Source organism: Pseudomonas sp. ASL8, assembly GCF_056680355.1.
The window spans coordinates 3,026,144-3,041,400 of sequence record NZ_CM155278.1 but is presented as its reverse complement, the minus strand read 5'-3'; the positions used below and the strand labels follow the sequence as shown (position 1 = coordinate 3,041,400).

Annotated in this window: 9 protein-coding genes and 4 pseudogenes; 6 read left to right on the top strand and 7 right to left on the bottom strand. The window is 47.9% G+C overall.

What is annotated here, in order from left to right; translation table 11 throughout:
* The first annotated feature begins 236 nt into the window (after nt 1-236).
* Together AC1MEA_RS13955 and rfbC are read left to right on the top strand one after the other, a co-directional pair.
* On the top strand, nt 237-1,235 hold the full coding sequence (locus tag AC1MEA_RS13955) for a glycosyltransferase family 2 protein (RefSeq protein WP_480416503.1): 999 nt from the start codon (nt 237-239) through the stop codon (nt 1,233-1,235).
* A gap of 110 nt (nt 1,236-1,345) precedes the next feature.
* Complete coding sequence (rfbC, locus tag AC1MEA_RS13950) at nt 1,346-1,891, top strand: dTDP-4-dehydrorhamnose 3,5-epimerase (RefSeq protein ID WP_449633677.1); 546 nt, start codon at nt 1,346-1,348, stop codon at nt 1,889-1,891.
* Nucleotides 1,892-1,935: 44 nt separating this feature from the next.
* Here rfbC and AC1MEA_RS13945 read toward each other — a convergent pair whose 3' ends face one another.
* From AC1MEA_RS13945 to AC1MEA_RS13935, 3 genes and pseudogenes are all read right to left on the bottom strand, one after another.
* On the bottom strand, nt 1,936-3,354 hold the full coding sequence (locus tag AC1MEA_RS13945) for an FAD/NAD(P)-binding protein (protein ID WP_480416502.1): 1,419 nt from the start codon (nt 3,352-3,354) through the stop codon (nt 1,936-1,938).
* A complete protein-coding gene (gene cysC / locus AC1MEA_RS13940) occupies nt 3,351-3,977 on the bottom strand; it encodes an adenylyl-sulfate kinase (RefSeq protein ID WP_449633675.1) in 627 nt (208 codons plus the stop codon). The genes AC1MEA_RS13945 and cysC overlap by 4 nt, the downstream gene beginning before the upstream one ends.
* 343 nt (nt 3,978-4,320) lie before the next feature.
* A pseudogene (locus AC1MEA_RS13935) lies at nt 4,321-4,593 on the bottom strand (transposase); the annotation flags it as partial.
* An 83-nt stretch (nt 4,594-4,676) separates the two neighbouring features.
* Here AC1MEA_RS13935 and AC1MEA_RS13930 point away from each other — a divergent pair.
* From AC1MEA_RS13930 to AC1MEA_RS13915, 4 genes and pseudogenes are all read left to right on the top strand, one after another.
* Nucleotides 4,677-5,060 (top strand): annotated as a pseudogene (locus AC1MEA_RS13930) (IS110 family transposase); the annotation flags it as partial.
* A gap of 188 nt (nt 5,061-5,248) precedes the next feature.
* Nucleotides 5,249-7,189 (top strand): acyltransferase family protein, encoded by a 1,941-nt coding sequence (locus AC1MEA_RS13925; protein ID WP_480416501.1) that lies wholly within the window; start codon nt 5,249-5,251, stop codon nt 7,187-7,189.
* Nucleotides 7,190-7,397: 208 nt separating this feature from the next.
* Nucleotides 7,398-8,141: pseudogene (locus AC1MEA_RS13920) on the top strand (IS5 family transposase).
* Between the two features lie 377 nt (nt 8,142-8,518).
* Entirely contained in the window at nt 8,519-9,505 is a 987-nt protein-coding gene (locus tag AC1MEA_RS13915; protein WP_480416499.1) for an acyltransferase family protein, read from the top strand.
* 486 nt (nt 9,506-9,991) lie between these two features.
* Here AC1MEA_RS13915 and AC1MEA_RS13910 read toward each other — a convergent pair whose 3' ends face one another.
* The 4 genes and pseudogenes from AC1MEA_RS13910 to AC1MEA_RS13895 form a co-directional block, all read right to left on the bottom strand.
* Nucleotides 9,992-10,762 (bottom strand): PIG-L deacetylase family protein, encoded by a 771-nt coding sequence (locus tag AC1MEA_RS13910; protein ID WP_449633672.1) that lies wholly within the window; start codon nt 10,760-10,762, stop codon nt 9,992-9,994.
* A gap of 18 nt (nt 10,763-10,780) precedes the next feature.
* Nucleotides 10,781-11,533, bottom strand: a complete 753-nt coding sequence (locus AC1MEA_RS13905; protein ID WP_480416496.1) for a hypothetical protein — start codon at nt 11,531-11,533, stop codon at nt 10,781-10,783.
* A gap of 197 nt (nt 11,534-11,730) precedes the next feature.
* Nucleotides 11,731-12,399, bottom strand: a pseudogene (gene tnpC / locus AC1MEA_RS13900) (IS66 family transposase); the annotation flags it as partial.
* A gap of 397 nt (nt 12,400-12,796) precedes the next feature.
* Entirely contained in the window at nt 12,797-15,193 is a 2,397-nt protein-coding gene (locus AC1MEA_RS13895; protein ID WP_480416495.1) for a hypothetical protein, read from the bottom strand.
* Nucleotides 15,194-15,257 lie beyond the last annotated feature (64 nt).

Below are 15,257 nucleotides of genomic sequence, written 5' to 3'. Positions count from 1 at the left end.
CAAGCCAAAACACATCCTCACCATACCTACCCCGGGAAGCCAGTCTCTTTCCAGAGAAAACCTATTTCAGAGGCAGTACAAGCAAGCTCCACAGACTTTTTTGAAAATACAACCTAACATACAGTCGGGAAACCGATCCACGTAACGCTTATCGAAAACGCGCCACCTTTCAGCTAGCGTACTCGCATCTAATCAGTTACGAGATTTTCAGATCTTGGTATGTTTGAGATTAAAAAATGAACAAACAGCTATATCCACCCCTTCAGGATGAAGCCAACAATATTTCGGAGGACTCAGCTCCGCCGAAGCCTTTCAAGGACAGGGTGGCGATTCTACTCTGCACCTACAACGGCTCAGCCTTTCTTGAACAGCAATTAGAATCATTCGTATCTCAGACTCATGGCAGCTGGGTCATCTATGCATCAGACGACGGCTCAAGCGATGAAACGCTCGATATTCTCACAGGCTTTCAAACCAAATATGGTCAAGACCGCCTGACTGTCTGCAATGGGCCGCGTCAGGGCTTTGCTAAAAACTTCATGTCCCTTGTCAAAAACCACACGATCACGGCTGATTATTTTGCTTTCAGCGACCAAGACGATATTTGGTTAGAGGACAAGCTCGAACGCAGTATCGCTAAGTTGGCCGGTTCCCCTCAAGGTGTACCAACTCTTTACTGCTCCAGAACACGCTTGATCAATGCTGACAGGCGCGTGACTGGATTTTCACCGTTATTCACCAAACTTCCTGGGTTTCGCAATGCACTGGTCCAGAGCCTGGCTGGGGCAAACACCATGCTGATCAACAATGCGGCGAGAGATTTGCTGGCTGAAACTGCAGACGACGCCCAAATCGTCGCTCACGATTGGCTGGCCTATCTCTTGGTCAGTGGCTGTGGCGGAAAGGTCATCTATGACCCGGTGCCGACACTCGACTATCGCCAACATGGTGGCAACCTGATCGGCGCTAACTCGAGCCTGAAGGAACGCTTGGTAAGATTGGGCAAAATGTGCTCTGGCAGATTTAGCAGATGGAGCTCACAGAACCTTTACATCCTCAATAGCTTCAAGCCCAAGCTCACACCCGAAAACCGGCTGACACTCAGTGACTTTGAGCAGGCTCGCCAAAGCTCGTTCATACAGCGACTATCCCTAATGAGAAAATCGGGCGTTTACCGACAAACCCCTCAAGGTAACGTCAGCCTGATACTCGCTGCCTGCCTTAACAAAATCTGACAAAATCTAAACATCGCTCAAACCCCCAATGCGCTCGAGCTTGCCGAACCGCAATCAAACCGCAACCATTGAAAATGCCACACCCTATTTCTGGTGGAGACCTTGTACCCATGAAAGCCACACCCCTTGCCATTCCTCAAGTCGTTCTCTTTGAGCCAACAGTCTTCGGAGATGATCGTGGATTCTTCTATGAAAGCTTTAACCAGAAAGTTTTTGAAGAGGTGGTGGGGTACCCCGTGCAATTCGTTCAAGACAACCACTCCCGCTCTGCAAAAGGTGTGCTTAGGGGGATGCACTATCAAATCAAGCAAGCCCAAGGAAAACTGGTGCGCGTCACACAAGGTGAGGTCTTTGACGTTGCTGTCGATATACGCAAAAGCTCACCAACATTTGGGAAATGGGTAGGTGCTCACTTGAGCGCCGAAAACAAGCATCAAATGTGGATACCAGAAGGTTTTGCACATGGCTTTGTGGTGCTTTCGGAAAACGCGGAGTTCCTATACAAAACCACGGACTACTGGGCACCAGAACATGAGCGCAGCCTGGCTTGGAACGACCCAGCCATCGGCATCGAATGGCCTTACAGTGCGCCTCCCATCTTGTCGGCGAAAGATCAGGTTGCGGCCCTACTCGAACAAGCAGAGCTCTTCGCCTAAAAAACCTGACTTTTTACGTGATGGGTAGAACGCTTAAGAGTCGGCTAGCTCTCAACATGGCCAGCCGCCTCTTCCCTTGAGCCTGCGCTAGACTCGAGGCGAAAATCTTCCGCGAGCCTACAAGCCAAAAGCTTGGCTTTCTGTCGCAACTCCGGAACCGCCGTAGCCTCCCAAAAGTCAGCCTTGAGCATTGGACCAACATAAGACAACCATGAGGACGCAACGCCTTCAACACTTTTAACCGCCAGCCGCCCATCCACACGCAACCCCAAACCATGTGGGTCCGGCTGCACAAGCCCCTCGTCACATAGCTGGACAATCAGACGGTCATTGACACGATGTAGATTCGAGTTGGGACCGGTGCAATTGATAACCTGCGCTACATCAATCTGCTCAATCCTCTCTCCACCACGCCGCTGAATACTCACCCGCACACCTACAGCACCAGGATCCATAGCCTTGATCCGCCCCGCCATCGGTTTGATACGCCCACTCGCCAACGCCTCTTGAAAGCGCTTGTAAGTCTCGGGGGCAACACGATGACGATGCACATCCCAATAAGGTTGGAGATGGCGCAAGAAGCGGCGGCGCTCTTTTTCAGACAACCGTGCCCAAAGCTCAGGTGTAGCTGGCCGCAAGGTCGCGAGCAAGTCCCGCCAATCAACATCATCATTGGCACCCGCCTTAACCTGCTGACGAATTTCGCGAAGATAGCGACTTGCCGTAGGTGGCACATTCAGTAATCGTTCACTAAACCCAACGACGGGGGCTACGCCACTATGGTGGAGACGATGGGCCAGAGGCAGCAACCCGCGACGCGACAACATATAGATGGGGCCAGGATTGGTCTGGTTGAAACCCAGAGCGACATCCAGCGCCGTCAACCCTGACCCGAGCAACAGCACAGGCTTGCCTGTTTCAGCCTGCACATGATTACGCTCCCAAGGGTCTTGCTGGTAGCGACCAGCGAGAATCGCCGGAGCTACGCCAGGAGGATCAAGGGGCGCAAAATGCCCGAACGCCAATACCACTTGATCAGCGTTCAATACCTCACCATTTGCCAACTCAACGACTGCACCGCTCTCAGCCGGCCGCAAACTATGTACCTCAGTCGATAAACGATGTAGCGATACATCACGACAATTGCGCTCAGCTGCATCCAACATTGAGGCTAGATAATCGCCATAGAGTTTGCGCGGCACAAACGAAGACGCAAGGACACCTGGAAGCCTGCTCTGGCAAAAATTCAAAAACGATTCTGGCTCATCAACCAGGGCGGTCATATTGCCAACCGGCACATTCAACAAATGCTGGGAGCTATTGGTACCGTACGCCAAGCCCCGTGCCATAGCGCCTGATCGATTGATCAGTATCACGCGCACACCACGCGGGCTATGCTTCAAAAACTGAATAGCCGTAATCGCACCACTGAAACCCGCCCCAATAATCACCAGGGTTTTCATGCGAGGCCTCGTTCATCCAGATAGGCCAGAATCTTTCCTACAGCCATCGGTAAGTCATCGACGAGGGTATTGATGCGGATATCTGGATCAACCGGATCCTCGTAAGCAGAATCAATACCCGTGAAATTCTTGATAGCCCCCGAACGTGCTTTCACGTAAAGCCCCTTAGTATCTCGCCGCTCGCACTCAGACAAAGGGGTATCGATGAAAATTTCGACAAAGGCCTTGTCACCTATCACGTTACGCGCTATGGCACGATCACGCTGGAACGGGGATATGAATGCGGTAATGACAATGAGGCCAGCGTCCACAAATAATCTGGCTACCTCGGCAATTCGCCTTATATTTTCCTCCCGGTCCGTATCACTAAACCCAAGGTCCCGGCACAACCCCATCCGCACATTGTCACCATCAAGCAGGTAGGTATGCCGACCGCGCTCAACCATCGCTAACTCTAGCGCGTTGGCAATGGTTGACTTGCCAGCACCACTCAGGCCCGTTAGCCATAGAGTGACCGGCTTCTGTCCTTTCACAAGCGCTCTCGTTGACGCATCTACAACAGACGCTTGAAAAACCAAATTTTTGTTCACTGTCCGGATATCTCTTAAAATCAGCTGTTCCATTAAACCCACCTACCGTTAGATGAGCTTTCCGTTTACCGTAACATCTCTGGCATACAGTTTGTAGTGGCCAACTAATACAAGACCGCTCGTCAATTGTTTCCTCGGCGACTGTCAACGTCAAACCACCGATTAACTGATTGGGCCGATGCCAGTTATACCGGTCGCGGTAGGAATGGCAGTGACCTGCCCCCCCCCCGCACAGATTCGTACGTGCAGAATTACCACATACGGCTCCTGCCTTGGGTTTTGACGCCGAAGCGGGTTATGAGATAAGGATGCATCGTTAGGGAAGGTCTGAAGTAAGCAGCAGTTTTTAACGGCCTCGCTGTTTGAAGTTCAAAAAACGCCGACTTGATCGAAAATCAGACCTTTCCTCCCCCTCAGTGCTCGGCCGTGCTGCGATCGACCAGAACATCTGGCGATCCTGATGTTCGGGACGCTTGTCCACACCGGTGTAACCTGCATCGCCAGAGACGTAAGTTTCCCCGCCATGCAGCAATTGATCGCCCTGAGACACGTCCGCCACATTACCCGCCGTGCCCAAGACGCGGTGCACCAAACCAGATTCAGCATCAACACCGATGTGCGATTTCATCCCAAAATAATACGGATTTCCTTAATGAGATGGTCAGCCCAGCTCGAGAAGCCCAGAGTGCCTAGACTTATCGGGTGTCACTCTTTACCGAAGGAGGATCTCTCATGAACACCGTGACGCTTTTGGGTATCGACATCGGCAAGAACACCTTTCACTTCCATGGCCAGGACGCTAGAAGAAATCAGCTCTTGCGCAAGAGGCTCAATTGTAGCCAATTGCTGCCGTATCTGGCGCAGTTGCCAAGCTGCAAAATTGCCATGGACTCCTGCGGTGCTTCGCAGTAGCTGGCTAGGCAGACTGACGGCTCAGGCCACCGAGTGCAATTAATCGCGGCGCAGCATGTGAAGGCCTACGTCACCGGCAACAAGAATGACGTCATCGATGCAGAGGCCATCTGCGAAGCAGCGTCGCGACCCAGAACCCGCTCGGTTACGGTAAAGACACTTGAGCAGCAGATCCTGTCGACCGAGCACAAGCTGCGCAAGTCTTGGTGGATAATCGCACGGGCATCATCAACCAAGCGCCCCCCTAATGTAACGGTACGTGGGGTTCAAGGGTCGCTTACGATTTTTCCTCAACCAAGTATTTGTGAGGCTCAGGCTTTAACCTGAGTTTGTTAGCATGTAGTCTATGCCTGACTTGCCGCGCAACCATTGAGTTGGAGATTCAACGAAGAATGACATCCCTGAAATTAGAAGATGTTCCCGACCACGTAATAAATCCAATTCATATTAAATACCGCTCCGACATTGACGGGCTTCGTGCAATTGCCGTCTTGTCTGTCGTCCTGTTTCATGCCTTCCCTTCTTTAATTCGGGGAGGTTTTATCGGGGTTGATATTTTTTTCGTGATTTCTGGGTTCTTAATAACATCAATACTAATCAAAAACTCAAAGAAAGAAATATTTAGCATCTCAGAGTTCTATGCTCGACGAATCACCAGAATTTTTCCGGCACTGATTGTCGTACTGATAACCTCTCTCACATTGGGTTGGATTACTTTACTCGCTGATGAATACATGTTGCTCGGCAAGCATACATTGGCTGGGATTGGTTTCGTATCCAACCTCGTTTTTTGGAGCGAAAGCAGCTATTTCGAGACTGCTGCCGAAACCAAGCCACTGCTGCACCTATGGAGTCTTGGCATTGAAGAGCAGTTTTATTTGGTCTGGCCCCTCGTTCTTTGGGCATGCTGGAAAAAAAGATCAAGCATCCTTGGCGCTATTTTAGTAATCGGAGCCGTATCATTCGCTTTGAATCTCTATGAAGCTGTCAACAATCCAATCGCCGACTTCTACTCACCGTACACCCGCTTTTGGGAGCTGCTGGCAGGCGCCTTGGTTGCAAGCATCCTTAACGAAAGACAAGCTGCGCTACCGCAGGGACGTCTTGCCGACGCTCTGTCTTGCTTAGGCGCCATCCTGATCATCGCCGGCTTGGCATTTATCTCCCGTGCGGCGACTTTCCCTGGAATGTTCGCCTTACTCCCTGTTCTAGGTACAGTTCTAACTATTTCTGCTGGCCCGAAATCCATCATTAATCGGACTGTACTTTCCAGCCGCCTGCTTGTTTGGGTTGGTCTTATCAGCTACCCACTATACCTATGGCACTGGCCTCTGCTCTCATTTGCAAGGATCATAGAGAGCGAAACGCCTTCACTTTATGTGCGGGTGATGGCCGTGCTGATGGCAATCATTTTGGCTTGGGCAACTTATTTGTTTGTCGAAATGCCTCTGCGAACAGGGCAGGTGAAGCGGTCGATAGCCATTCCAGCCTTGATAGGCATCATGGCGTCGATCGGTCTGGCGGCCTGGATCGTCTATGCTAATAATGGCTTTAGTTCACGGACCGGGGCAAATCCAGTTGAAAAGTTCTCAAACGACTTGGGGCGAGACCCATACCTGACTTATATAAGCAACAATTTTTTTCGATGTTCTGACGTACAACTTAAAGAGCTATCGTACCCAGATACAGTTTATGGGTATAGGTGCTTCCAATCGAAACCAAACAGTCCAGTCGAGATACTCTTAATCGGCGACAGTCACGCAGAACATTTGCTACCGGGAATAGCAGAGCAATTCAAAAACATAAATGTTGGATCTTTCGAACAATCAGAACTACCTTCTGTTGATAGCCCACATTTTACAAAAGTACTGCAACTGATCGCGGACAACAAAGATATAAAAACCATAGTGATTAGCGCACTATGGTTCGATAAAATTAAATCCGGAGCAATGGAGTCAGAGAAGCAGATGCTAAGAACATTTCAGTTTCTTGCTCACACAAATAAGAAGATTTATGTTTTAGACGACATACCTGCGTTTTCATTCAGTCCTGAAAAATGCAAATACGGTCGGCGCTTCAGTGGCAGCGGAACCACCTGCGACGCTCCTCTGCAAGAGCACCTGAATCAGAAGAAGTACTACTTCGATATTCTAACTTCTGCCGTCAAAAACTTCAGCAACATCAAGTTTATTCCTGTCGATCAGTTCTTCTGCGATGAAAAAATTTGCAAAATGACCTTTGGAGGTACTCTTTTGTACCGAGATACCAATCACCTGAATATTGATGGCTCGAAGTATCTGGCTAAAATGCTGATTCAGGCCGGGGCGTTCTGATCAGAACCGACGACAGGGAAATCAGGTTATACGTGGTTGCACCAGATACTTGAGCGCCTGCCGCAACTCTGCTCGCGGTAGGAATGGCAGTCACCTACCACCGCCGCACAAGCAGATAACTGACGGCCGGGGAAACTCTGAAAAGGCTCCCACGTCTGGTGAAATACGCGTGTCCCACAAACTGAACGGTTGGGTCCCGATGAAGTAAATATCCTTCTCAGATGCCGAATACGCTGGCAAACGTAAGCATGCCCGCCGCGAGCGTTTCCTGATTGAGATGCATCAGGTCGCGCATTGGAAAAGCCTGTCTGCATTATCCGAAGGGCGAAGGCGGTCGTCCGGCGTATCCGTTGATGGCCATGTTGCGGGGGCATTTGATGCAAAACTGGTTCGGCTACAGCGACCTGGCGATGGAAAAGTCTTTCTACGAAACCACGATTTTGCGCCAGTTTTCCGGACTGCATCTGGATCGGACTCCGGATGAAAAAACGATCCTCAACTTCCGCCGGCTGTTGGATAAACATGAGCTGGCTGGTAGGATTTTGCAGGTCATCAACGGCTATTTGGGCGAAAGAGGTTTGCTGCTACGCCAAGGTACTGTGGTCGATGCAACGATTATTCATGCGCTCAGGCCGACCAAGAACAAGGATGGTAAACGCGACCCTGAAATACACCAAACCAAGAAAGGAAATCAGTGCTTTTTTGGGATGAAATCGCACATCGGCGTCGATGCTGAATCCGGTTTGGGCATAGCGTAGTGGGTATCGAGGCGAATCACGTCCGGGCCAAGGTTGAGCATCCATTCCGGATGATCAAGCGCCAGCTTTATTATACGGAAGTCCGCTTCCGAGGCTCGGTTAAAAACACCGCGCAGCAGATCACACTGCTTGCCTTGTCGAACCTGTGGATGATGCGAAAACGGCTGTTGAATGTAGGCGAGGTACTCCTGTGATTCGGACAATGAGCCCTGAAAACGTGCTATTCCGCAAAAAATAGCGAACTGACAGGAGGAAAGGTTTGCTTTCCGACTAAGTCAGCGTTTTTTGAACCTCAAACAACGAGGCCATTAAAAACTGCTGCTTACTTCAGACCGTCCCTAGACGACCTCAGTCGCTGGCAAGACGTGTACCATAGGTTTCATGTTTCACATCCATCTTATAGTGTGAAATACTTATGAAAATTGAGCTCCATGAACGAGATAAGAAACAAAAGACTCCCAGCAAAGTCGCAAATAACAACCATTCACAGGAAAGACAGATAGCCTGTTGACTTAGCTTTCCGATATGATGGCCTCTGGTGCGTTGTCATCCTCCTTAAAAGAAACTAAAAATGAATATTTCGAATAGTCTCACACAGCAATTAAAGGGATTAGCAATTATCCTTGTAATTATTGGGCATTTATCACAGACCGGCTTTGTTAATCTCGCCCCAGTATTTATTGTCGCTGGCGGATGGGGCGTTGCCATATTTCTTTTTATTTCTGGATACGGCCTATCTAAGTCATATTTAAAAACTGGAATCACGCTTCAAGTAATTTTAAAAAGATTGCGTTCAGTCTGGTTTCCCTACGCACTAGTGACCCTAGCGTTGTTACTTATGGATCACTTTATATTCAGGGGCTCGTATACCACCCTAATATCGCTAAAACTTTTACTAGCAATTGATTTTTCTTATTCTTACGATAAAACCATGTGGTATATCTCATATATCATGATGTGGTACGGCATATTTTATGCCGTATTTTCGATCAATATCTTGAGGAGAAGCCATAAAGTATTTCTACTTTTTATCCTCTCTTTAATTCTCTCACTCTTCATAAAATCACCCGTCCTAGATTGGAATTTTTATTATTTCATTTTCCCATTTGGCGTTCTTATTGGCTGCTATACGGATGAGTTAATGGCCATTGATAAGCCTCGTTTCTATGGTGCACTCGCCATTGTATTTTCGATCTCGATAGCAGTTTTTTCAGGCTCATCTGACTGTTTTCACGACTTAAGCAAAACAATATATGTAGCTCTATTTTGCTTCTCTTTCCTTGTCTGCACTTTAATAATTTTTTATATCACGCAGCTCGAGTCTTCCTTTTTGAAGTGGATTGGGGCAATATCATATGAGATCTATCTATTGGAAGGGGTTTTATTGTGGCGGTACAAAGTTCCTTATTTTTTCAGCAATGCATTCATTTCCACAGCATTCTATTTATTTTCTCTCACTCTTGCGTCATATATACTTTCGCGACTAATTACTGCAATAGACCGCAGAGTATTTGGATCACCGCATGACAAGCCGCCACACTTATTAAAATCCGAATAAACCTCAACTAATTCAGTGAAATAGAATACCAATTTCCCGAAGTACCTATAGGACTTCGAAGTAACAAATATTTTTCGTTCACGACGACGTTTTGCAAGGTCGGGTCGTCAAAAAGAATCACAAACTGATTCGGCGGCCCGCCGGTTTGCCCCCACATCCAGGATTGGCTGGTGGACGCTCGATCTGGCTCTTTCGTATCCGATCCATGAACTACACCTACTGCCAGACTACCGCCTCGTTTCGAAAGTCCACCGGCTTTGGGCAGAGGTACGCGTCGGGTCGCATCATGACGGTGCTGGCTCCAGAGAGAGATCGGGAGCACAGCGTCAGGCATTAGTGGGCGGCTTGGAATGTGGGCTTTATGGCGCACTTACGCTAAAGCGAATAAACAACCTCAATAGACAGAGACCTTGAAAGACAGGGTACTTAAAACAGAGCCCGGTCACGATCAGTTTTTGTTGCGCATATAGGTCATTATGAATGAGACTAATTCTGCCGTGATAGCTTTTGATGTAACTGTTCTATAGCAATACACATCGTAGGCCAATCAAGAAAGCCGCGTTGTTCATAATAAAGAGGCCCTTGATGCGGAGGCTGTTCTAGTCGCTGTCTGTTTACACCTTGCAAGGACTGGACACCATGAAATAAATAATGTCCACCCACGAATGGGAATAGGCCTATCCAACTCCGCCATTGAGATGGATAGGAGAGGCAAAGTCTTATGTAGCGAAAACGATCTCGCCAGGCAATGGGCTGTCGTTCAATGGGACCATTTTCTGGAAGCGGTGACAACGCACGGAAAAATGGACCCGAGCAATTCCGGCCATTATAAAGTGGATATTGCCAGACTGTGGGTGAGTTTGCTCGTGCCGCTAGTAACTCAACGACAATAGCATGCAGCAGGTCATGGTCAGGGTGACCGCCTTCCCAGGCAGGCACAAAACAGGCCTGAACAGTTGGGTGGTCATTAAGGAAACAATCAAGCCAGTCTACAAACACACCAACATGGTGATGCATTTGACCATCTGTAATTGATAATTTCCGACCGATAAAAAAAATGTCATCCGCGGCAACACCTAACTTTTGAAGAACTGCTCGCGACTCACTATCTCGACGATCAGGATCAGCAGTGGCGGAACCATCGGTCACGTAGATGCAGCGGACCCACCGACCAGTACTTAACTCATGCTCGATCTGGTGGAATACTCCGAACTCGTCATCTTGATGAGGCATAAAAAATATAGAAGCTGATCTCATGTAGGCATCCCCCCGAAATTAAGGTATATCAATTGTGTCGAGATCAAGAAATTTAATCTTCTTCAAGAAAACATTATTATTTTTCGCGTTGTCGGTAAGGCATTTGTAGCCAAAATTTCTCGGTTCAAAAAGGAAATTGGGCATCCTAATAAAAAAAGCACCCGGTCGATAAGCGGATAGCGTTATCACAAACCCAACATTAGACGAGTACAGCCCATCTCTGCCGAGAAGGTGGACGAATAATGGCTTTTTTCTAGTGTACCATCCTCCCGTTGGCCTAATTGCTTTCCACAAGCCACTGTCTTTGATTGTTTTTCTAAAAAAACGCCAAAAAAATGGGATACCTACATACAGATACAGGTTTCCATCAAGGGTCCACCCCAGGCCTTTTTCACGTATCTTCCTAATATTATTATTGGGGTAGCCACAAACTACAGATATATCGTCCTCAATAAATGTTTTATACAATCGCTTTCCCAGAATAACTGATGAGCCCTTTTGGGTTCCATCGGACATGGTGTCTGTAGAAAGGAAAATAGCGGAGTCCTCATGGCTTAATTTTAAGCCACAATACGCGGCCACCATGGTGCCGTCCTTAATTGTGCAACAGATCCTTGAATCGTTTAGTAGGTACTTTTGAAATACACGAGTAGCATTTTCCTCGGAGCCTCCGAAACATCTTTGGAATAAGCGAGTCCATTGCGCAATGAATTCATTGCTAAAGTCGCTGCGCCTAGTTATATGAATTCCGTCATCCAGTAAGTTGCTCATGACAAGTTTCGCTCCGTTTGAGAACTATAAATTTTGATTGCGCATAACTGATCAAACTGCAAACTGCTTTTTTATGCGTCAGCATCATAGCCAATCGGCGGGTAGCTAGACGGAAAATTGTAAATGGTTTGGCTGAAACCTCCAAATAGTTTGTATTCGATCCATGAACTACGCCTATCGCCAGACTATCGCCTCTTTTACCGTGGCATCTCTGGCGAGCAGTTCCATGGCAATAGCGCTTCGTAGTCGGCCACCGACTGCGCATGTGGCAGTCGTTCCAGTACGTGGAGCAGCCACGTGTAGGGCTCTTGGCCGTTGACCTTGGCGGTCTCGACCAAACTGTATATCTGCGCACTGGCCGTCGCCCCCTTGGGCGTCTGCTGAACAGCCATGCCTTGCGCCCGATGACAAACAGTTTTATTGCGCACTCAGCTCTGTTGTTGTCTATCGGTAAAAAACCAGCCTCCACGTAACGTTCCAGCCGGCTCCAGTTGCTGGCCAGATAACTGACGGCTCGGCCGAGTACGCTCTGCGGCGTAATCTGCGGATGCGTTTTCTCCAGCCAGCTTTTCAGTTGCGCCAGGACCGGCAAACTCTTTTCCTGCCGATCAGCCAAGCGGTGTTCATCGCTCACGTCTTTCAGCTTATGCTCGATGCCGTACAGCTTGTTGATGATCGTCAGCGCAATATCGGGCACGGCCAGTTTTGCCTTTGGGTTGCACTTTTTGCGCTTCGACGAACTTGCGTCGAGCGTGCGCCAGACAAGCCAGCCGCGTAACGCCCGGTTACGCACCCAAGGCGTTGTAGCCGGCGTAATCGTCCGTCATCACATAGCCGCGATAATCTTCGAGCAGGCATAAAGGCACGCAGCAACTTGATCTGCTCTTTCAGATCAACGATATGGGTCTGGTAAGACTCTTTGACTTCGTGATCACGTGCACGCACTTCGTACGTCTCAAGCAGCATCTGCTTGAGACGTACCGGGTCATCAGGAAAGTTGTGAGGCATGGAAATCATGCCGCGGATTATAACCTTCATACGACAAACCTTGGAGTCAAAACCTGATGGGGGCGGTTACGCCACAGATCAAAACCGTCGAGCAACCAGTTCAATTCCTGGACACTTATGGCGCGCTTACGTTACAGTTTTTCCGTCCCCGGTATACTTTTTCAGGAGACGTGGAAGAGACGACAACTATCCTGATACCGGGGTATCTGCAAGGTAATATGTAAAAAGGCTACCGTCTGATGGTAGCCATTTTTGCTAGTTGAGTTCTATCTTCAGAGATTTCACACTGATCGACGTCGTATCTCGAGAAGTGATATAGACATCACCGCTGCTACTTCCTAAAGGAACAGTAATCGATTCGGTAAACGATACGATGCTATCTGAACAAGGCAGGAGTTTGTAGTATACAGGGCTTTTGTTCCAGTTCACTTGTGCAACAAAAAAACCTGTGTGAGATTCACATTTAAACGAGACAGAATATCTGGCGAAGCTCGCACCCTTTGTCTCTATTTTCGCGATGATGTGAGGCGTCTCATTAGCTATGCCTGTTGTACTAGCTGCTGACGGAGGTATCGCTGATAGGGTCGAAGTCAGATCGACTGAGGTATTATAGTAAGTTTTAGTGGGTGATAGACGATATAAGATCCAAGAGCCAGACTGGTAGATGGGTGTGCCATATTCAGAAAGATAATTGTGAATCAGATCTCGCCTGACTTGCTTACCTAAAGGACTCATACCCCATGCGATAAACTGAATGCCTTCCGTTTGCATATAATTTGAAATATCAGCCGTGCTTTCCAGTGGTGCGATTTTTTGTTCGCTGCTGGGTGCATACCAATTCGAAAATACTGGGCTGCCGTTTAAGGTTGCACCGTATGGACTGTCGGAATCGAAAAATACTTTAGAGCCAGGGGCAATGAAATTGACGTGCTGAACAAGCCGCTTCGCTGGCGCCAGTTGCTCTGTGGCGACTCGCTTTCCTGCCTCGCTATAGAGGCTTTGCAGTGGTGTAGTGAAGAACCATGAGGCGCCAGGCAGAAAGTACAGATTAACGGCTATGGTAAAAATAATACAGATGCGGACGACTGCTTTACTTATTTTGCGAGTGCTAGGCAGGTCTTTGAGAAGCAAGCCGATAGCAACAGATGCAATCGGAATAGCAGGAAAAAGATAGCGCCAATACTGGGAAGCTGCAAACATGATGAAACCGAAACCAACGCCTACGAATACAAGAGGAACATAGAGCAATCGTTTTTTTGAGAAAGCAGCCACTAATAGTGCGATGGGAAAAAGTGTCAGGTATTGAAAGCCCGCAGTGAAGTTCCTTACTTCGTAGAACTCACCAGTTCGAAAAAAAGTACTCCAGTAGCTTTTTAGTGAAAAGCCCTTTTGGTAGCGGAGATCGGAAAAATTTATCAGTGGAAAGTAAGGGGACTTAAATATTGCATTGTAGAGAGGGAAGACGGGGTTGTGTGTTTTTATCCACGCGTTAATATAGGGGTGCAGTGCTACAAATACAAAGACCAGAAAAAGGCTCGCCAAACCAAAGATAGACTTTTTATCAAGCGTTAAACGTAGCGAGGTATTATTAGCATAAAGGTGGGTAATGAGTGAAACCACCAATAATAAAGAAATCACTGCACCAGGCAATTTTGTAGAGCAGGAAATCGCTGCTGCAAATAACACTCCGAGTGTGCCAGCCCAGACATCGTGACGCTGCAAAAGGTAGATCGAGCGAACGCCCGCAACGGTGGCGAGCCCAAGGAAAAGCTCTGTTTGTAGTGAGCCTAAAAGATTGGCGATAATGGGTGTACTACTAAATAATGCTAATATTAACAGACGGTCTTTATTGTCTGTCAGAAAAAGCTTGGAAAGTTCGCTTATTACTAATAACAAAAGGGTAAAAAATAGTAGATTGAGCGCCCCACGAGCGTCGCTGTCTGCCATGAACGAGGTAATGCTATGCAGAAGGTCAACTGTAAATGGGGCAACCGACCAAATTTGCGCGGTAACGTCAAAGGAGTAAATACCTGTGTTCGTCAACTCACTCCACATTCTTAAATGTTGTGCGTTGTCGTCATATCCAATGGTTGGGAAAAATGCAAAGCGCGCCACCGAAGTTACTAGGACAAGGAAGGAAAATAAATACAGCCCAGGCGTGGTCTTTAGTGTGCAAAGTTTTGTTGTGAGTACCTGCTTCGCTGTTGTGAATATTTTTTGCTGCGCGTGAGATGAGAAGATCAGAAGCAGTGGAAGGCTGATGATTGTCCAATATACCTCGCGCGTGTTTGCATGAGTGTGAATTAGACAGCCAAAAATAGTTAGAAAAACGCCCGTTCCGACGAGAATACCTGGAGTTGGATGCATCAGATACGTTGTGTCGCGGTAGAAAAAAGAAATTGCAAAGGAACCCAGTAAATATGAGCTTGCGAGAAACGCTACGCAGGCAAAAAAGTTGCCTACGCCAACTCCGACAATTAGATATAGGGCGCTGAGCAGCAGGAAGGCAATTTTATGATGCGAGGGCAATAAAACCTTTAAAATAAGATAGGCCGCACCGCAACTTGCTATCCAGCCTATAAAGTCGAATGCTGTTGCAGACGTCCAGTAAAATGGAATGTTATCGCTATAGTTAATGATGCCTAGGATCATGGTTAGAGTTCCAAGCACCAGAGCGATGGGAAGACCCATTTCCTTCAAGAATATATTACATGGC